This is a genomic window from Phocaeicola sartorii JCM 17136 = DSM 21941, from assembly GCF_054653615.1.
On the sequence record NZ_BAAIFW010000005.1, the window covers coordinates 548,848 to 568,556 of the forward strand.

Genomic DNA, 19,709 nt, shown 5'->3' on the forward strand with positions numbered 1-19,709 from the left:
AATAGGCTATTAAAAACTCGTTATGAACGATTTTTCTATGCTTCGTGAACGGTTTTTATTCCTTTGCATTTGATAACACCTTTTATATTTGCGAAAGAAAGATGAAATAATAACACTTGATGCTTATGAAGACGTAAAGTTAACCAATCTTATTGAAGAAGATGTCTTTTAGGAAAAGAATCTTCTATGTGATAAAGTGAATTATTAATCACCTTGTAATAATCTAATAATAAGAAAAACGATGAAATCAAACTCGTTCTTAAGAAATCGAAAGGCTTTGACCGCCTTATTGCTTTGTACAGGTTTTGTTGCAACTCAGCCGTTCAGTGTGATGGCCGGAGAGATGGTGGCTTCCGTACAAACAGTTCAGCAGCAGAAACAATCTGTTTCAGGTACAATCAAAGACCCGGCGGGAGAACCGGTTATCGGTGCCAGTATTTTAGAGAAAGGCACTACCAATGGTACGATTACTGATTTTGACGGTAATTTTACATTGAATGTGGCTCCGGGAGCTACACTGGTTATTTCTTATATAGGATATAAGAATCAGGAAATGAAAGTTACTCCGGGAAAATCACTTAACATTATTTTGCAGGAAGATACCGAAACGTTGGATGAAGTAGTGGTGGTAGGTTATGGTGTGCAGAAGAAATCGGATGTGACCGGTTCTGTAACCTCAGTCGGGAAGGAACGTTTAGGAAAACTTCCTGTGACGAATGTTTTACAGGCGGTTCAAGGTGCGGCTGCAGGTGTTACTATTACACAGACATCTTCCATTCCGGGGGATGCACCGGATGCTTTGGTGCGCGGTCAGAATTCGATCAATGCCAATACCGGTCCGTATATTGTAGTGGACGGTGTGCCTATCAGCAAGTCGGGAGGTACATTGAATGATATCAATCCGAATGATATTGAATCCATGGAAATTTTGAAAGATGCTTCGGCCACAGCTATTTATGGAACAAACGGTGCGAATGGTGTTATTTTGATTACGACCAAACGTGGTGCTTCCGGCAAGCCTAGCATTCGTTATAACGGATATTTCGGTGTGGAGGATTTTTCTCATAAATTGGATTTCTGTGATGGTGCTCAAATCACTCAGCGCTATAGGGATTATGTGTCACAGAATCCCGGTGAAACCATGTACAATGAGTATGTGAAGAATGCATACGAAGCGGAAAATCAAGCTAATGGTATAGAGAATGATTGGATTGAAGCTGTATCGCAAACAGGTATCATCCAAGACCATAACGTAAGTATCGGTGGTGGGGCGGACAATGTGAAGTATTACGTTTCTGCCGACTATATGAGTCAGAAAGGTGTGCTGAAAGGATTCAACTATAAACGATATTCTATCCGTACCAACATCGATATGAATGTGACTGATTATATGAAAGTGGGAACTAACTCATATATTGTATCTCATAACCGTGACGGTGGGCGTGTAAACTTTCTGATGGCTGAGGCTATGTCTCCTTATGCGAAAATGTATGAAGAAGACGGCAGCTATTGCATCAATCCGATGTATAGTGAAACTTTGTTTACCAATCCGTTGATGTGGACTACTACCAATCCCGAACGTCGTCAGTGGAATATCAATATAAACGGTTATGCCGAAATAGATTTCGGAAAGCTGGTTTCTCCTCTTCAAGGACTGACTTATAAATTCAATGGCGGTTATGCATATATGCCCAAACGTTATAATAACTATGAAGGCAAGTCGGTGAATAATAAGACCGGTTATGCTGAAATAAAGAATGAGGAAACACAAAGTTATACCATAGAGAATATCCTTGCCTATAACCGTGATTTTGGGAAACATCATCTGGATCTGACTGCTTTGTATGCCGCTTCGCGCAAGAAATACCAACGCTCACAGGCTATGGCCAGTAAGTTTATTAATGACGACCAGCAGTGGCATAATATGGGTAGTGCGGAAACACCTAGTGTGGCTTCATATACCGACCTTTATACGACAGTTTCACAAATGGGACGAATCAATTATTCTTATGACAGCCGTTATTTGTTCACATTCACGGTTCGTCGGGACGGTTCTTCTGTTTTCGGTGACAATAACAAATACGGTGTGTTTCCTTCCATTGCTTTAGGTTGGAATATTGCCCGTGAATCGTTCATGGAGCCTTCCAGTAACTGGTTGAACACATTAAAGCTGCGTGCTTCTTACGGTAAAGCGGGTAACGAGGCTATCGGAGTATATCAGTCACGTGTGAAGATGAATTCGGGCATGTTGGCTTTAGGCGGGGCTTCGAATGCCGGCTTGTGGCCCAATGACTTGATGGGTAACGCTGACTTGACTTGGGAGACCACCAAGAGTTTCAACATCGGTCTGGACTTCGGGCTTTGGAACAATCGCCTGACGGGTAATATCGATGTTTATTTCTCAAGAACCAACGATTTGCTTCTGAAGCGTAATTTGCCGAAAATAAGCGGTTATAATACCGTATTTTCCAACATGGGTGAAACGGCAAACAAGGGTGTGGAATTGACATTGAATTCTCGTAATATCGTTTCAGGTGACTTTACGTGGAGTTCCAATCTGGTCTTCTCATGGAATAAGAATGAGATAAAAGACCTTTATGGAGATGGACAGAACGACTTGGGCAACCGTTGGTTCCTTGGACATCCGATAGGCGTGATTTATGATTATACGATGGTTGGAATCTGGCAGGAAGATGAGATAGCACGGGGCGATCATTTGAATTGGGATCCGATTGCGGAAGCCGGTGATGTGAAGTTGGCGGATATCAGTGGTCCCAACGGAGTACCTGATGGCAAGATTGATGATAATGACCGTACCATCAAAGGACAGACAACACCGAAATGGATTGGTGGTCTGACGAATACGTTTACCTATAAGGATTTCACATTGAGTATCTTTATCCAAACTACACAAGGGTTGAAAAAGAACAATTCATTGATAGGTATGGCGGGTGATGAAATGGGACGTCGTAATACGACTACTGAAATAGGTTACTGGACTCCGGAGAATAAGAGTAACGAATGGCGTTCTTTACGTAAAAACTCAAACAAGCATGGATATGGTTTCCCTTGTGATGCCAGTTATACGCGTATCAAAGATATCACATTGAGCTATACTTTCCCACAACGGATGATTCAGAAGATGGGTATAGGCGGTTTGCAACTTTATGTGAGCGGACGTAACCTGTTCACCTTCACAGATTGGGTAGGTTGGGATCCTGAAGCCCGCCAGGTAGCCCGTGGCAACAGTTCTTGGGATGCGACAAGGGGCGAGACTGTATATGATAGCAGTAACTATCCGATGACTAAGAGTTGTGTATTTGGTGTTAACTTAACATTCTAAAAAACGAAAAACTATGAAACTTAGAAATATATTATTAACTACCTTTGCTGCATCGGCATTCGTTGTTGGAGGCACATCATGCAGCGATAGTTTTCTGGATGAGAAGATGTATTCTAATTACGGTCCGGAAGTCTCAGATGTAAATGCGAAATTAGTAGGTCTGCACCGTCAATATGCCGCTATATGGGGAATGTCCGGTCAGCAGGGATTTGTAGGATGCTGGCAGGTAGGTACGGATGTCGGTGCTCCCGGTGACACTCAGGGAGTAGAGGTTCCTTTTTACAGATATCAGGAATTGAATGCAGAGAATGCTGGGGTAAGTTTCCTTTGGGAAAAATTATATGAACTCATTAATAGTGCGAATCAGATTATCGCTTCACAGGCTGAAGGTGGTGATGCGGCGGCAACAGCCGAAGCTATGTTCTTCCGTGCTTATGCGTACAATATGTTGGTGACATTATGGGGGGATGTGCCTTTGGTGACAGAGTCGACCAGTATTCCGCGTACTGACTATACTCGTAATGCGGTGGCCGAGGTGGATGGGGTTATTGATTCCGATTTGGTTTATGCCATGTCTAATCTTCCGATAGTGGGAGCCGCCAAAAATGAAAGCCGTATAAATCAAGATATGGCAAGACAGCTCGCGGGAGAAGCCTATCTTCGGATGGGTATGCGTGACGCTTCTTATTTCAAGAAGGCGGAAGATGCGGTGACACCTGTTATAACAAGCGGTAAATATGAGTTGATTTCGGCAAGATATGGCAAATATGCGGCCGAGCCGGGGGATTATTATCATGATATGTTCCGTTGGGGGAATCAGCGTCGTTCACAGGGAAATGCGGAGGCTATCTGGACTTTCGAAATGGAATATAACCGTGATGTGAACGGTGGTACAATTGACAATCCACAACAGCGCCGTAATTGGGTGCCTGCTTTTCATAAACTGGATGGTATGGTGAATGCGGATTCCATAGGTGGACGTGGTAATGGCCGTTTGCGTCTCAGTAATTTTGTGAAATACGGATTATATGAGAAAGGTGATATCCGTAATTCTAATTATAATATCCGTCGTGTGATGTGGTATAACAAGCCCGGTTTCTCAAAAGAATTCGGTATTGATGCTAAAGGTTTCCTGGTGGACAAGGACAAAGGCGTAAGAAATGTGACATTGAAGACAGGTGACCGGGTGATTCCTCACGCAGGAGATTCGTTGAATGTATTTTATCCTCATACCACTAAATGGGGAGCTTATGATGAAACCGATGATTTTGGCTATGCTGTGGTGAAGGACTGGCCTGTGATGCGTTTGGGAGAAACTTACTTGCTCCGGGCGGAGGCTCGTTTCCGTCAGGGAAATACACAGGGGGCGGCAGATGACATCAATGTGTTGCGTGACCGTGCCTTTAAAGACTACCGTGGGGTAGCTCCGGGTGCCGGTAAGGTAACGGCTGATCAGATTGACATCGATTTCATTCTGGATGAGCGTGCACGTGAATTGATTGGTGAGGAGAACCGTCGTATGACTCTGGTCCGGACGAATACATTGGCTGAGCGCATCAAACTGAATGGAGATGTGGAACCTGCCGCACCTGGCAATAAGGTTATTACAGGTTTTGATGTTAATATCCATACATTGCTTCCGATACCTCTGACTGAGATTCAGTTGAACAAGGATGGGGACTTGAAGCAGAATCCGGGTTATTGATTTTGTTGGGTCTAAAAATAGGTATATAGAATATTGAAAGAGAATAAGGGCATATCTTCAAAAGAGAGTGCCCTTATTTTATTTCCCTTTCGGAGAATCTGATGTGATTTATTCCGGCAGAAAGAATAAAAAAGACTTTTGGTTGATTTCTGTACTCTTTTGCACGAATTATATTCCTTTTTTTATTAACAGAATATGTATTTTTGGAGAATTAGAAACATTCAATAAAAAAAATAATTTATGATGAGTAAACTGAGAAACAGCTTGTGTGTATTGTGCACTGCTTTGATTTTTCTTTGCGGATGCAGCAATGAGCCGCTGAAACCCATTCGTTCAGGCGAGATATGGCCTGACAACAACGGCGAGCATATCAATGCCCATGGAGGCGGAGTGATGTACCATGACGGAACATACTACTGGTTCGGCGAGAATAAATGCGATACCACCAGCAGCGCCATGGTGGGAGTGATGTGCTATTCTTTCCGGAATCTTACCGACTGGAAGAACGAAAGCGTGGCGCTTGCCGTAGTTGATGACGACAGCAGCGACATAGCACGTGGCTGCGTTCTGGAACGTCCTAAAGTGATCTATAATGCGAAAACAGGAAAGTTCGTGATGTGGTTTCATCTGGAACTGAAAGGAAAAGGCTATTCGGCCGCTCGTGCCGGAGTGGCTGTCAGTGATACTCCCACCGGTCCTTACCGTTTCATTCGTTCGGGGCGCGTCAATGCCGGCAAACTACCTGCCGATATGGACGAGCAGGCTGTTGCGGTACTGGATACACTGAATGCCAAGAATTATGAGAAATGGTGGACTCCTGAATGGACGGATGCCGTAAACAAAGGCTTGATAGTGAAACGTGACTTGGACGGTGGACAGATGTCCCGTGATATGACCCTTTATGTAGATGAGGACGGCAAAGCCTACCATATCTACTCTTCCGAAGAAAACCTCACGCTTCAGATAGCAGAACTGAGTGATGACTACCTCTCACACACAGGAAACTATGTGCGTGTGGCTCCTGCCGGACACAATGAGGCTCCTGCCATCTTCAAGAAAGACGGAACTTATTGGATGATCACTTCCGGCTGTACCGGTTGGGCTCCCAATGAGGCCCGTATGTTCTCGTCTTCTTCTATTCATGGTCCGTGGACTCAGCATCCTAATCCTTGTGTGGGACCGGATTCGGAACTTACTTTTGGTGGACAGAGCACGTATATTCTGAAAGTGGAGGGAAAGAAAGATGCCTTTATATTTATGGCAGATATCTGGCGCCCGAAGCACCCTAGTGATGCCCGTTATATTTGGTTGCCCATCCAATTCAAGGAAGGAACTCCATACGTGGAATGGATGAATAGTTGGAAACTGGATTTCTTTCGATAATCTTATCACAAATGATGCAAAAGATATAAAAAATGTGCAATGATTGAATGCTGAATGATTTGGTATTATTTTTGAATCATTTGTGATAGTGCTTCTCTATCGATAGCTCTATCTTTGTTTTTCGGTAAGAAGATACAATAGAGTCTGAGGTATTAGTGATAGTTTTCAAGGGTAAGATGAACATACTGTGAGGTTAATAATAGATTTAGGTTAAGTTAGAATTGAAGGCATATTTCGTGATGAAATGTGCCTTCCTGTTTTCATAACCGTTCTATGTGCCTATATTTATAGAGAATGAAAGTCACCACAGGTGATGCAGATGAATGCAGGTTGAAGACTTCAAGAGGTTGGTCGTCAAGATTATGAATCTGAAAGACCTGTGGCGAAAAAGACTTTTGTGACATTCCACTTAGGGCTGTTCTATAGCTTTTTATATACTTCAAAGACGAAACGTATTTCATCGTAAGAAGCATCTCCGCCTAACTTTTCTTTTATTTCCGTCAGTCCTTGTGGAAGTGAGGGGAGTTTCCGGAGATAAGCTGTAATACGATCTATTTTTTCCTGATTGACCAATTCTTGTAGTTTGATATCACCGCTTTGAATATAAGGTAAAAGGTGCTTATTGATCGTACTGGTAGCCAATCCACGGGATTCAGCGATTTCCTTTACCTTCATTCCTTCTTTGAATAACCTGAAACTGATCTTTTTGGTGTCTTCTTTATCTCTTTTACGTTCTCGGGGGACGAAAACGGTTCTTATTTCAGGGCGTTGCAGATGCTGTTCTTTCATATAACCCCGGATAATTCCCAGAAGCTCCAGGCCATAATTCTCTACTCCCTTACGTCCGAAATAAGGGACAGCTTCCAATGATTCTGCATCATCGGGCAGTAGATTGACCATTCCCAACAATGCTTTCTGCTGGATGATGACATAGGCCGGCAGGCCGGTTTCCTTTGCTTTAGCTCCACGCCATTCGGTGAGTTTCCGGTAAAGTTCCGGATGGAGTATGTCACTGGGTACTTCGATCTTCTTCCGTTCTCTGGAGGAGCGTTCTTGGGGAGTGCGCTCTTTTCTGTCTCGTGTTGTTGTGCTGGCGGAGTTTTCATGATCGGTTTCGCTTAAAAGGATATACGCTTTTTTACGTAGATAGTCGCTGACATGAAAGCCACTTTCTTCTACATACTGTAGCAGGGAAAGTTTCTGTGTCAAGGCATTCAGAAACTCCTCCAAGGTGTTGTTTGCTTTCTTTCTTAGTTCTTTATTATCTGTGGGAAGATGGGTTGCCTCAGCCAGTTTATGGAAAGGGCGTAATTCTTGTTCAAAATAGGCGGCTCCTTTTATGATGCGTGCTTGCAGACTGTTATTTGTGTCATAATCAGGATATTGTGCTACCAAACGTTCGTATTGTTTGTGGAAACGATAGGATACATCCACGATTTTGGTAGTGAATATCTGAATCTGCTTCTTATATTCTGCCAGTAGCTGGGGGAAGAGTTTGTAGAAATGTTCGTCAATCAGTCGGACTTGCTCATTGAATGAACGGGCAATCCGGGAGAAGTCGAACAACTCGCTGACGAGATTGAGGAAATAAGTTTGCTGCATGGCGCGGAGCAATTCTTCATTGGGGGTATGTGTCTCTATATACTGGTTATAGTTGTCGATCGTTGTGTCGCTGATAATGGCATGGAGGGAAAGCGGGGAACTGAGCACCATTCCTTCCAGGGTCTTGCACCGGCTCAAAGCTACGTATGCTTGTCCGTGGGCGAAGGCGGAGTGGGCGTCAATAATAGCATGTTCAAAAGTCAGTCCCTGGCTTTTATGGATCGTGATGGCCCATGCCGGTTTCACAGGGTACTGCTTGAAAACCCCTTCCTGTTCTTCGGTTATTTCTTTCGTTTCCTCGTTCAGCACATATTTGCTGTTTGCCCATTCTTCGGGCTGGACAATGATTTTTTCATCCCTCTCTTTGGTGCGGACGGTGAAGCCAGCTTCATCTATAACGCTGATTTCGCCAATCATACCATTGTAATAGCGTTTTTCCGGTGAAGGGTCATTTTTGACGAACATGATTTGCGCTCCTTTTTTCAGTATCAATGTTTCATCTGTAGGATAAGAATATTCGGGAAAATTTCCGGTGATTTCTGCCTTATAACTGAAAGCCGGCTCTTTGATGAGTGAGAGTTCGTGGTCATTAATCTGTTGCGCCTGGTAATTGTGAGTGGTGAGCTGGATGTATCCCTCTTCTTTGGCGGGATGGAAATGGGGAATGTATCTTTGGTTCAATAGGGTGAGTGTCTGTTCGTCGGCTTTATTCTCCCGGACTTTGTTCAGCAAGGAAAGAAAATAAGGGTCGTTTTGGCGGTAGACTTGTTTCAGCTCGATGGTAGCGTAGGTAGTTTCTTTCAAAGTGCGGCTTCCGAAGAAATAAGACGTGTCATAATAGCGGCTCAGCATATTCCATTCTGTTTCTTTCACTACGGGAGCAAGTTGTTGCAGGTCGCCTATCATCAGCAGTTGTACGCCTCCGAAGGGTTTGTACCGGTCCCGATACCGACGGAGTACGGAGTCGATGGCATCCAGCAGATCTGCCCTCACCATACTTATTTCATCAATAATCAGCAGATCCATGCTTCGGATGATGTTAATCTTTTCTTTGCTGAACCGGAAATGTTTTTGTTCGGTATTGAACGTGGTATCGGGGATGAAAGGTGCGAATGGCAGCTGAAAGAAGGAGTGGATGGTAACACCTCCCGCATTGATAGCGGCTATTCCGGTGGGGGCGACTATGACTGTGCGTTTGGGGGACTCTTTTTTCAATTTGCGTAGGAAGGTTGTTTTTCCGGTTCCTGCTTTTCCGGTGAGGAAGAGATGGGTGCCGGTATTCTCTATTATTTGCCAGGCACGCTGTAGTTCTGGGTTGTTCATTATTTCCTAATGTTAGTATATTGTTCGGTAAAGTTACTGCTTTTATTTAAGGTGGGGAAACTTTGGGCATTTTTCTTTTGAAAAAATGTGGTCTGCTATCCTTGGGTTATAGGTAGCCTTGTTCCCAAATGGTTCGTTTGGGTGTACTACTCTCAAGATCGTGACCGCTGGTCCGGGCAGACAGCTCGTGCCTTTACGGAGGATGAAACCAGGGATGGAAAGATGGACAGAGAGGTATAAAAAGAGCGCTCACTTCTTATTTTCCCCCATTTGACCGAAAAAAGTCCCTTATTTGAAAGATTTATATACCCATTATCAAGAGGGGATTCTCTATCTTTGCATCAAATAAATTTTGAACTAATCATGATGACACACAAAATCCTTATTTCCTTCTTGGCCTGCCTTGTGCCTTGGATGGCAAGAGCGCAACAACCTGCTAATAATCAAAACAATGTAGCTGAAAAAGATTATGTAGCCTATCTTTTTACCTATTTCACAGGGAATCATATCAGTGAAGAAGCTGTGTGCTATGCCGTGAGTATGGACGGATACAGTTATTGGGCACTGAATGACAACAAGCCCGTGATAGATTCAAAAGTCATCAGTTCTACCGGTGGTGTGCGCGACCCGCATATCCTGCGTTGCGAAGACGGAAAGACATTCTATATGGTGGTCACTGACATGGTTTCGGACAATGGATGGGATTCCAACCGTGCCATGGTCTTGCTGAAATCCACGGATTTGGTGAATTGGAGTCATGCTGTCATCAATATGCAGAAACGCTATGGTGGACAGGAAAAGCTGAAACGGGTGTGGGCGCCTCAGACTATTTTCGATTCGGAGGCTGGGAAATACCTGGTTTATTGGTCCATGAAATATGGCGATGGGGCGGACGTGATTTACTATGCTTATGCCAATGCCGCATTTACCGATTTGGAAGGTGAGCCGAAACCGCTTTTTATTCCCGAAAACAAGAAATCTTGCATAGACGGTGATATCGTATATAAAGATGGAATTTACCATCTGTTCTATAAAACCGAAGGACACGGAAACGGCATTCGGGTGGCAACCACCCGTTCGCTGACTTCAGGACAATGGAAGGAAGAGCCTGACTACAAGCAACAGACCACCGATGCGGTGGAAGGTGCGGGAACTTTCAAACTGATAGGACAGGATAAATACATTCTGATGTATGATGTTTATATGAAAGGTAAATACCAGTTTACCGAAACGACTGATTTGAAGAACTTCAAAGTGATAGATAGCGAAGTGAAGATGAACTTCCATCCGCGTCATGGAACGATTATCCCCATTACCCGTGCTGAACTGAAGCGAATTACCGACAAATGGCCTTCAAAAGAAATGGGCCATATCGCTATCCCCAACAACCCGGTGCTGCAAGGTTTCCACGCTGATCCCGAGATCTTGTATTCCCATCAGACTAAAAAATATTATATCTATTCCACCACCGATGGACAGCCCGGATGGGGTGGATGGTATTTTACTGTCTTCTCTTCGGATAATCTGAAAGATTGGAAAGACGAAGGGGTGATGCTTGATTTGAAGTCCGATCAGGTTTCTTGGGCGAACGGCAATGCTTGGGCTCCTTGCATCGAGGAAAGACAGATGGATGGAAAATACAAGTATTTTTTTTATTTCAGCGGAAATCCTGTTGCCGGTGGAGGCAGGCAGATTGGGGTGGCAGTAGCGGATTCTCCCACCGGACCTTTCAAGGATTTGGGACATCCCATTGTTACAGATTCACCCGTGGGGCACGGGCAGCAGATTGATGTGGACGTGTTCACGGACCCTGTATCCGGAAAACCTTATCTGTATTGGGGGAATGGATATATGGCGGGAGCTGAATTGAATGAGGATATGGTTTCCATCAAAGAAAATACGGTTACGGTAATGACTCCCAAAGGAGGAACTTTAAAAGATTATGCCTATCGTGAAGCACCTTATGTGTTCTATCGTAACGGTCTTTACTACTTTATGTGGTCGGTGGACGATACCGGTTCGCCCAACTATCATGTGGCATACGGCACATCGAAATCTCCGCTGGGTCCCATAAAAGTTGCCAAGAAGCCGGTGGTGCTGATTCAGGATCCTGTAAAGGAAATCTATGGCCCGGCACACAATTCAGTCCTGCAAATTCCGGGTACGGATGAGTGGTACATGGTATATCATCGTATTAATAAGAACTTTATAGACCGTGAGAAAGGCCCCGGTGTACATCGCGAAGTATGTATAGACCGTATGGAATTTAATCCGGACGGAACCATCAGAAAGGTCGTTCCCACATTATAATTATATTACCATAAAGCATATACCATGAAAAAGACCTTGTTATCTTTGGCAATCGCCTCACTGGCGGCAGGCCAACCCGTCTGCGCCACAGTGGAAAAAATATATAACGAACCCGATTCGGTCTATCTTTTCTCTTACGCCCATCCGAAGGACGAGGGACGCAGCGGACTGAAATTCGCATGGAGTCCCGATGGTGACAAATGGCTGAGTGTATCCGATGGTTTCGCCTATCTGAAATGTGACTTCGGACGTTGGGGCTCGGAAAAGAGAATGATTAAACCTCTTTTGGAAAAAGCGGAGGATGGACGTTGGTATTGTCGGTGGCAACTCACACCCAGCGGAAAAGTATGGGGTACTTCCTGCTCTTCCGACTTGCTGAAGTGGTCTCCCCAACAATACGTCAATGCGGCGGAACCTGTTGTACCCCGGCTGGCCACCGCCCGGCAGATTGTCCTCAATAAAGATACCCTGAACGGCTATATACAGAAAGTTCCTTATACGGATATAGAGCAGTTGATCCGTTTTGCCGAGCATAAGAAATACCGCGACATACAGAACAATGAGCGCGCCGAACAGGATGCCGTTCGCTTTGCCGGACTGATGCCGGTCACTGCTACCATCAAGGTGGATGCCGGACAGGTGAAGCCCATCAGCGAGCATCTAGTCGGAATTTTCTTTGAGGATATCAATTATGCTGCCGATGGTGGACTCTATGCGGAACTCATTCAGAACCGTGATTTTGAGTATTCTGTCAAAGATGGTTCTAGGGAAGGGTGGGATAATGGTTATGCGTGGAGTGTCAGACAATTGGAAGGGGCTTCGACCGTCACCATTGCTTCAGAGAATCCTTTGCATGAGAACAATCCTCATTATGCTGTGCTTCAAGTGAAGCCGGGAGTTACTTTACAGAACGACGGCTTTGATGGTATTTCCCTAAAAAAGGGAGAGAGGTATGATTTTTCGCTTTTTGCACGTCTTCCCGAAAACAGTAAAGGAGGTAAGATACTGGTTCGCCTGTTGGACCAGGCGGGTAAGGAAGTGGCGCAGTCGGCTGTACATGTATCTTCTAAGGAATGGAAACAGCAACGTACTGTTCTGATTGCCAATGCGGATGTACATGCTGCCGTATTGTCGCTGGAGCCTAAACTGACAGGCACAGTGCATCTGGATATGATCTCTCTGTTTCCGCAGAACACGTTCAAAGGCAGGAAGAACGGACTGCGCGCCGATTTGGCACAGACCTTGGCAGACCTTCATCCTCGTTTTGTCCGTTTCCCCGGCGGATGTGTGGCTCATGGAGATGGCGTGGACAATATTTATGATTGGAAAGGCTCTATAGGGGCGTTGGAAGAACGTAAGCCTCTACGCAATTTGTGGGGCTATCATCAGACCCGCGGTTTGGGATATCATGAATATTTCTTGTTCTGTGAGGACATGGGGGCAGAACCGGTTCCTGTAGTGGCAGCCGGAGTGCCTTGCCAGAATTCGGGAACTTGCAGCCATCATTCGGTAGGCGAACTGGGTTGCGGCGGCCAGCAGGGCGGTATCCCGATGGAGGAAATGCCGCAGTATGTGCAGGATGTACTGGATTTGATAGAATATGCGAATGGAGATGCGAAGAAGACCGTGTGGGGAAAGAAGCGTGCGCAAGCCGGACATCCCAGACCCTTTAATCTGAAATACATCGGTATTGGTAACGAGGATTTGATTACCGATATCTTTGAAGAACGTTTCACCATGATTTTCAATGCGGTGAAGGAAAAATATCCCGAAGTGACCGTTATTGGAACGGTAGGTCCGTTCTATGAGGGCAGTGATTATGAGGAAGGCTGGAAGTTCGCCTCCAAGATAGGTATTCCGATGGTGGACGAACATTATTATAACACCCCGGGATGGTTTATCAACAACCAAGATTTCTATGACCGTTATGACCGTAACAAGGCGAAAGTGTATCTGGGAGAGTATGCGGCTCACTTGCCAGGACGTCCCAACAACATAGAAACAGCATTGGCCGAGGCCTTGTACCTGACTTCCGTGGAGCGTAATGCCGATGTGGTGACCATGACTTCCTACGCTCCGTTACTGGCCAAGGAAGGGCATACCCAGTGGAATCCGGATCTGATTTATTTCAACAATACGGAGGTGAAACCCACCGTAGGTTACTATGCGCAGCAAATGTACGGACAAAATGTGGGCAGTGAATACATCGCTTCTTCCGTGACCTTGGATAACACACAGGATGCGGTGGAGAAACGAATAGGCGTGTCGGTGGTCCGTGATGGAAAGACAGGAGATATGATTGTGAAACTGGTGAATCTGTTGCCCGTAGCGGTGAATGCGCAAGTAGAGCTTCCGTCCTTGGAAGGAATGGATACTACTGCTGTAAAGACAGTTCTGGCAGGAAAACCCACTGACAAACAGACTCGTCCTGTATCCGGTACCATGGAGGTAAGCGAGAAATTCGGGTATGAATTGCCGGCCTATTCATTTACGGTAATCCGGATAAATAAGAATAAAAATAATAATAGATAAATGAAGATGAAGAAATTACTGACTTTATTGCTGGCGGTCCTGCTGCTGGCGGGATGTGCCGGCAATCAGCCCGGAACATTCGAAGCAGGTAAGAATACCTTTCTGCTGAATGGGAAACCGTTCGTGGTCAAAGCGGCAGAGGTGCATTATCCGCGCATTCCCCGTGAATACTGGGAACATCGTATTGAAATGTGTAAGGCATTGGGCATGAATACACTTTGTCTGTATGTCTTTTGGAATTTGCACGAGGAAACTCCCGGTAAGTATGATTTTACAGGCAATAAAGATATTGCAGCTTTCTGTAAATTGGCTCAGAAGCATGGCATGTACGTCATTGTGCGTCCTGGCCCGTATGTATGTGCGGAATGGGAAATGGGTGGTCTGCCTTGGTGGCTGTTGAAGAATGACAGCGTACAGTTACGTACACTTGATCCCTTTTATATGCAGCACGTGGGAGCTTTTATGCACGAAGTGGGCAAGCAGTTGCAGAACTTGCAGATTACCCGTGGCGGTAACATCATTATGGTGCAAGTGGAAAACGAATATGGTTCGTATGGTACGGACAAGCCGTATGTGTCGGCCATCCGTGATACGGTACGCGCCGCAGGCTTCACCGAAGTGCCTTTGTTCCAATGTGACTGGAGCTCTAATTTCCTGAATAATGGCTTGGATGATTTGCTCTGGACTGTAAACTTCGGTACGGGAGCCGATATCGACAAACAGTTTGCCAAACTGAAAGAAGTACGTCCCGACGCTCCGCTGATGTGCAGCGAGTTCTGGAGCGGATGGTTTGACCACTGGGGACGCAAGCACGAAACCCGTGACGGACAAATCATGGTGGATGGTCTGAAAGAGATGATGGACAAAGGTATTTCTTTCAGTCTGTACATGACTCACGGAGGAACTACCTTTGGTTGGTGGGGCGGTGCCAACAATCCGGCTTACTCGGCTATGTGCAGCAGCTATGACTATGACGCTCCTATCAGCGAAGCAGGCTGGACCACCGACAAGTATTTTGCTTTACGTGATATGTTGAAGGACTACTTGGACGAAGGACAAACATTGCCTGAAGTTCCCGAAGCTTTACCGGTGATGGAAATCCCTGCCATTAAATTCACTCAAATAGCTCCGTTGGTTGACAATCTGCCCGAACCGAAGCAGACAGAGGAAATCCGGCCGATGGAGAAATTTGACCAGGGTTGGGGAAGTATCCTGTACCGTACCCATTTGCCGGAAGATGTGAAAGCGGGAACCGTTTTGAAAATCACCGAACAGCATGACTGGACACAGGTTTTTGCCGATGGGAAACTGTTGGGGCGTCTGGACCGCCGTAGTGGAGAACAGGAACTTACACTGCCTGCTTTGAAAGCCGGTACACAGCTTGATTTATTGGTGGAAGCCATGGGGCGTGTGAACTTTGACAAGTCCATTCACGACCGCAAGGGAATTACCGGGAAAGTGGAACTGGTGAACGGTCAGAATGCCGAAACGCTGAAAGGCTGGACTGTTTATAATCTTCCCGTAGATTATGAATTTGTATCTTCCAGGAATTTTCAGGATATGAACTCGTCTGCCGCTTGTGGCATAGAGAAAAATGATGAAAGTATTCCCGCCTACTATCGCGCCACTTTTACCTTGGATAAGGTGGCTGATACGTTCCTGAACATGGAGTCTTGGGGAAAAGGTATGGTATGGGTGAACGGTCATGCCATGGGACGTTTTTGGGAAATCGGCCCTCAACAAACCCTGTTCATGCCGGGCTGCTGGCTGAAAAAAGGAGTGAACGAAATCATTGTTCTTGATTTGAAAGGTCCGAAAGAGGCGACCATTATCGGATTGAACAAACCTATCCTGGATATGCTTCGCGTGGCTGTTCCCGAAACGCATCGTAAGCAAGGACAGACCATCAAGCTGGAGAAGGAAACACCGGTAGCTGCCGGTACTTTCAAACCGGGTAACGGTTGGCAGGAAGTGAAAGTACCTGCTACGAAAGGACGTTACTTCTGTCTGGAAGGTCTGTCTTCTTTTGATAATACCAACATTGCCGCCATCGCGGAGTTTGACGTGCTGGATGAGAAAGGACAGAAAATCTCTCGTGAAAACTGGAAGATTGTTTATGCAGACAGCGAGGAGACTCGTAGCGGTAACCGCACAGCCGATAAGATTTATGATTTGCAGGAAAGTACTTTCTGGCAGACGGTGGATAATACGGCTTATCCTCATCAGGTGGTGATAGATCTCGGCAAAGAATATAACGTGACCGGTTTCCGTATTCTGCCGCGTGCGGAACAAGGAGCTCCCGGCATGATGAAAGATTATAAGGTGTATGTAAAAGCAACCGGTTTCGGTTATTAAAATACTTTTCCCGTAGGGGTGGAGACACAGACTGCCCCTACGGGAAATGAAGAAGCTACAGAAAAGAATTAAAACACAGATGTAAGGAGGAGGTTTCAAAAGAAGGAACCTGCGGGTAGAACAATTATCGGATACTTTAGCAAATTTTAAAAACTGCTAGAGTATCCGGTTTCTTTTTTATAACTTTGGGGCAGTCTATGATTCTAACCGAAAGCACAATGAAATATATATTGACCTTTATACTATCTTTTCTCTCCTTCTTGGTGTGTTCTCAGAACATAACTATTACAGATATTCCTACCATTGACCAGCTGCCGGTAAATGCCATTCATCGCGTCTTCAGAGACAGCGAAGGATATATGTGGTATGGCACGGTGAACGGATTATGTCGTGATGACGGTTATCATGTGAAAGTGTTTCGTTCGGACATTGAAACTCCGGGATTATTAGAGGACAATTTGGTGGAGTGTATCGCTGAGGATAAGAAGGGGAATATATGGTTCGGTACAGACAAAGGGGTATACATTCTTGATAAATCGGACTACAGTGTACATCCTATGGACCGAGAGCGTTTGAAGAATATTCCGGTGATGTATCTTTATGCTACCAGTGACGGCTATATGTGGCTGAGTTATCGTTCTATATTGGCCAAATATGACATCAACGGACAGTTGGTCAAAGAGTATCCACTCCAGAATGAATATGGAAGAACTACTATTTCCGGATTTTGTGAGAGCCGCAACCATGAGATTATTATCTCTGTGTGGAATGGCCGGGTATATCATTTGGACAAAGAAAAAGACGAGTTCGTTCCTTATCCTGATAAGATGAGAAGACAAAATCCTACGGTAATGGTTCAGGATAATGAACAGGACTACTTCTGGTTGGCTACCTGGGGGGATGGTGTGGTGCGTTTTGACCCTTCGGCTCCGGAAGATTCCATGTTTGTATATTCTGAATTACCGGTCAATGCGGCCGGTGAGGAGGATGGGGTCATCCTTAGTCTGGTACAGGATGATAAACTGGGGTATATCTGGTTGACCACCGGGCACGATTTCATGTCCTTACAAATACAACCGGATAAGACGTTAAAACAATTGAAATTCCAGACAGGACTTCTACCTGTTAATCACATGTTGGTAGAAGTTCTGAAAGGGAGGGGATGTCTGTGGGTATCGGCCTTTGACTGCCCCAGCTTCATTGTACATCTGATGGATAATATAACCAAGGATTATGCCTTGCCTGCTTTAGCGGACAGGGCGAACCGTAGTCCGGCTGTAATGGCCTTGTGTGATGACGGAGACGGTATGATGTGGATAATGCAGGAAAGAACCGGTTTGGTGTTGTATGATCTGAAGCGGGATAAGGTAAAAATCTATTCGGATTTTCCCGCACTTGCTTCTTTGGCTTTAGATAACGGGCGCGAGATGACGAGAGCACGTATCAATGACGGTATTTGGGTGGCAAAGGATTTGAATAGATGGGTTTATGGTATGGCCCGCCAGGGAATGGAGATGCATCTGAAGAATGTTATTGATTTGAACGGGCAGGTGGAACCGAACGCTACGGTGACCAAATTGTATGAAGACTCGCACGGAATCTTATGGATAGGATTGAGTAAAGGACTTTGCAGTTATGATGTCCGTCAGAAAAGAATTAAACAGGTTTATCCCGATGTGGGGCATGTGATGGGAATTGTGGAGAATAAGGAAGGGCTGATATGGATTTGTACTCAAGACAATGGTTTGTTTCAGACAACGGCGGATGAAAAACTTCGTTCTTTCAAATTGGACAAGAATTTCTCTTGTCTGTCTATTGCTCCCGATTGGATTTTGTGGTTGGGAACTTGTGACGGAGGAGTCTATTCTTATGATCCTTCAGAGAATAAGTTGGTCAGTTATAATGAGGCTTGCGGTATGAACGGTAATCAGGTGAACCAAATAGTGGCTGATGCATACAATCATATTTGGATTGATACAAACCAGAAACTGATAGAATTTAATCCTCGTAACGGTTCGTTCCGCACCTATCTCACCACGGACGGTTCCATCTTGTTGCATCGCTTTCTTCCAACTGCTGTTTGTCAGGCAAAAGACGGCAATATTTATTGGGGCGGCATTCCGGGTATTTGCATGGTTACTCCATCAAACGGGTTGGAAAGAAAGGCTAGTGCAGTGAAGACCAAGATAACTGATATAAAGTTGCAAGGAGCATCATTGATATTCGGAGACAGAAAGGGTAGCAATTCCATTAACCGGATAGAATTACATCCCGATGACCAGAATTTGGAAATTAGTTTTTCTTCTCTTAACCACCGTTATGCTTCAAAGATACGCTATGCTTATCGGTTGATAGGAGTGGACAAGGCGTGGGTATATGTGGAAGGTGGAAAAAACTCGGCTTTTTATAATCATCTGAGTAAGGGTACTTACACTTTTCAAGTGAAGGCGACGGATGAAAACGGCCTTTGGAGCAAGGAAGTAACAGAACTGACCATCCGACGTCTTCCAGCTTTTTATGAAACTTGGTGGGCGTATTTGTTTTATGTATTGATAGTGATGGGCATATCCGGTTATAGCCTATATCTTTACCTGAAACGGATAGACCGTAAGAATAATGAAATGTGGGCGGACAGCAAGGAGATGATTAAAATGCGTACTTATCTGGATAGCAAGGTGAATTTACCTGAACCTGAGTTTGTACAACTGGACAAACTTTTATTGGAGAAAGCGGTAAAAGCCGTGGAAGATAACCTTACTGAGCCTGATTTTGATGTGACAGCTTTGGCTGATGCCATGAATATGTCCCGTTCTACCTTGACCCGTAAATTGAAAGCCATAACAGGCCGCACTCCATTGGATTTTATCCGGAACATTAAGATGAAGCATGCCAGACACATGCTGGAAGATAAAGATAAAAGTGTAACAGAGGTTGCCGCTACGTTGGGGTATTTTAACCGGAAGTATTTCACCACTTGCTTTAAGGAGGAATTTGGAGTGACTCCCAGTGAGTTTCAGAAATCACAGCACGAAAAATAAATCTCTTCCTGTCCTTTAATTGTTGCAAATAGGGGGTACAAATGCGTCAAGTTATAGCTAGAGCCATTTGTATCCCCTGTTAGCATGGTTCTTCACCTGTATTTCTATTTCCTATTTC

Annotated in this window: 9 protein-coding genes; 8 read left to right on the forward strand and 1 reads right to left on the reverse strand. The window is 45.0% G+C overall.

What is annotated here, in order from left to right:
• Positions 1 to 241: 241 nt before the first annotated feature.
• From ACYQ0C_RS02360 to ACYQ0C_RS02370, 3 genes are all read left to right on the forward strand, one after another.
• Complete coding sequence (locus ACYQ0C_RS02360; RefSeq protein WP_016275446.1) at positions 242 to 3,343, forward strand: SusC/RagA family TonB-linked outer membrane protein; 3,102 nt, start codon at positions 242 to 244, stop codon at positions 3,341 to 3,343.
• 13 nt (positions 3,344 to 3,356) lie between these two features.
• Complete coding sequence (locus ACYQ0C_RS02365; protein WP_016275447.1) at positions 3,357 to 5,048, forward strand: RagB/SusD family nutrient uptake outer membrane protein; 1,692 nt, start codon at positions 3,357 to 3,359, stop codon at positions 5,046 to 5,048.
• A gap of 240 nt (positions 5,049 to 5,288) precedes the next feature.
• The gene (locus ACYQ0C_RS02370; protein WP_025077031.1) at positions 5,289 to 6,431 is read left to right on the forward strand and encodes a glycoside hydrolase family 43 protein; all 1,143 of its coding nucleotides are present in this window, start codon (positions 5,289 to 5,291) and stop codon (positions 6,429 to 6,431) included.
• Positions 6,432 to 6,851: 420 nt separating this feature from the next.
• Here the strand turns inward: ACYQ0C_RS02370 and ACYQ0C_RS02375 are convergent, their stop codons facing one another.
• A complete protein-coding gene (locus ACYQ0C_RS02375; protein WP_016275449.1) occupies positions 6,852 to 9,356 on the reverse strand; it encodes a helix-turn-helix domain-containing protein in 2,505 nt (834 codons plus the stop codon).
• An 87-nt stretch (positions 9,357 to 9,443) separates the two neighbouring features.
• Between ACYQ0C_RS02375 and ACYQ0C_RS02380 the strand changes: the two genes are divergently transcribed.
• The 5 genes from ACYQ0C_RS02380 to ACYQ0C_RS02400 all read left to right on the forward strand — a co-directional run bounded on the left by ACYQ0C_RS02380 (position 9,444) and on the right by ACYQ0C_RS02400 (position 19,591).
• Complete coding sequence (locus tag ACYQ0C_RS02380) at positions 9,444 to 9,596, forward strand: hypothetical protein (protein ID WP_159106265.1); 153 nt, start codon at positions 9,444 to 9,446, stop codon at positions 9,594 to 9,596.
• Positions 9,597 to 9,722: 126 nt separating this feature from the next.
• A complete protein-coding gene (locus ACYQ0C_RS02385; protein WP_032941443.1) occupies positions 9,723 to 11,666 on the forward strand; it encodes a glycoside hydrolase family 43 protein in 1,944 nt (647 codons plus the stop codon).
• A gap of 24 nt (positions 11,667 to 11,690) precedes the next feature.
• The gene (locus ACYQ0C_RS02390; protein ID WP_016275451.1) at positions 11,691 to 14,198 is read left to right on the forward strand and encodes an alpha-L-arabinofuranosidase C-terminal domain-containing protein; all 2,508 of its coding nucleotides are present in this window, start codon (positions 11,691 to 11,693) and stop codon (positions 14,196 to 14,198) included.
• 6 nt (positions 14,199 to 14,204) lie between these two features.
• Positions 14,205 to 16,553 (forward strand): beta-galactosidase, encoded by a 2,349-nt coding sequence (locus ACYQ0C_RS02395; protein WP_081642371.1) that lies wholly within the window; start codon positions 14,205 to 14,207, stop codon positions 16,551 to 16,553.
• 197 nt (positions 16,554 to 16,750) lie between these two features.
• The gene (locus ACYQ0C_RS02400) at positions 16,751 to 19,591 is read left to right on the forward strand and encodes a two-component regulator propeller domain-containing protein (RefSeq protein ID WP_016275453.1); all 2,841 of its coding nucleotides are present in this window, start codon (positions 16,751 to 16,753) and stop codon (positions 19,589 to 19,591) included.
• The last annotated feature ends 118 nt before the right edge of the window (positions 19,592 to 19,709 follow it).

Bases quoted from the DNA above. Each gene is read 5' to 3' on its own strand.
- ACYQ0C_RS02370 (WP_025077031.1), top strand. From the start codon at position 5,289: ATGATGAGTAAACTGAGAAACAGCTTGTGTGTATTGTGCACTGCTTTG.
- ACYQ0C_RS02400 (WP_016275453.1), top strand. From the start codon at position 16,751: ATGATTCTAACCGAAAGCACAATGAAATATATATTGACCTTTATACTA.
- ACYQ0C_RS02395 (WP_081642371.1), top strand. From the start codon at position 14,205: ATGAAGAAATTACTGACTTTATTGCTGGCGGTCCTGCTGCTGGCGGGA.
- ACYQ0C_RS02390 (WP_016275451.1), top strand. From the start codon at position 11,691: ATGAAAAAGACCTTGTTATCTTTGGCAATCGCCTCACTGGCGGCAGGC.
- ACYQ0C_RS02385 (WP_032941443.1), top strand. From the start codon at position 9,723: ATGACACACAAAATCCTTATTTCCTTCTTGGCCTGCCTTGTGCCTTGG.
- ACYQ0C_RS02360 (WP_016275446.1), top strand. From the start codon at position 242: ATGAAATCAAACTCGTTCTTAAGAAATCGAAAGGCTTTGACCGCCTTA.
- ACYQ0C_RS02365 (WP_016275447.1), top strand. From the start codon at position 3,357: ATGAAACTTAGAAATATATTATTAACTACCTTTGCTGCATCGGCATTC.
- ACYQ0C_RS02375 (WP_016275449.1), bottom strand. From the start codon at position 9,356: ATGAACAACCCAGAACTACAGCGTGCCTGGCAAATAATAGAGAATACC.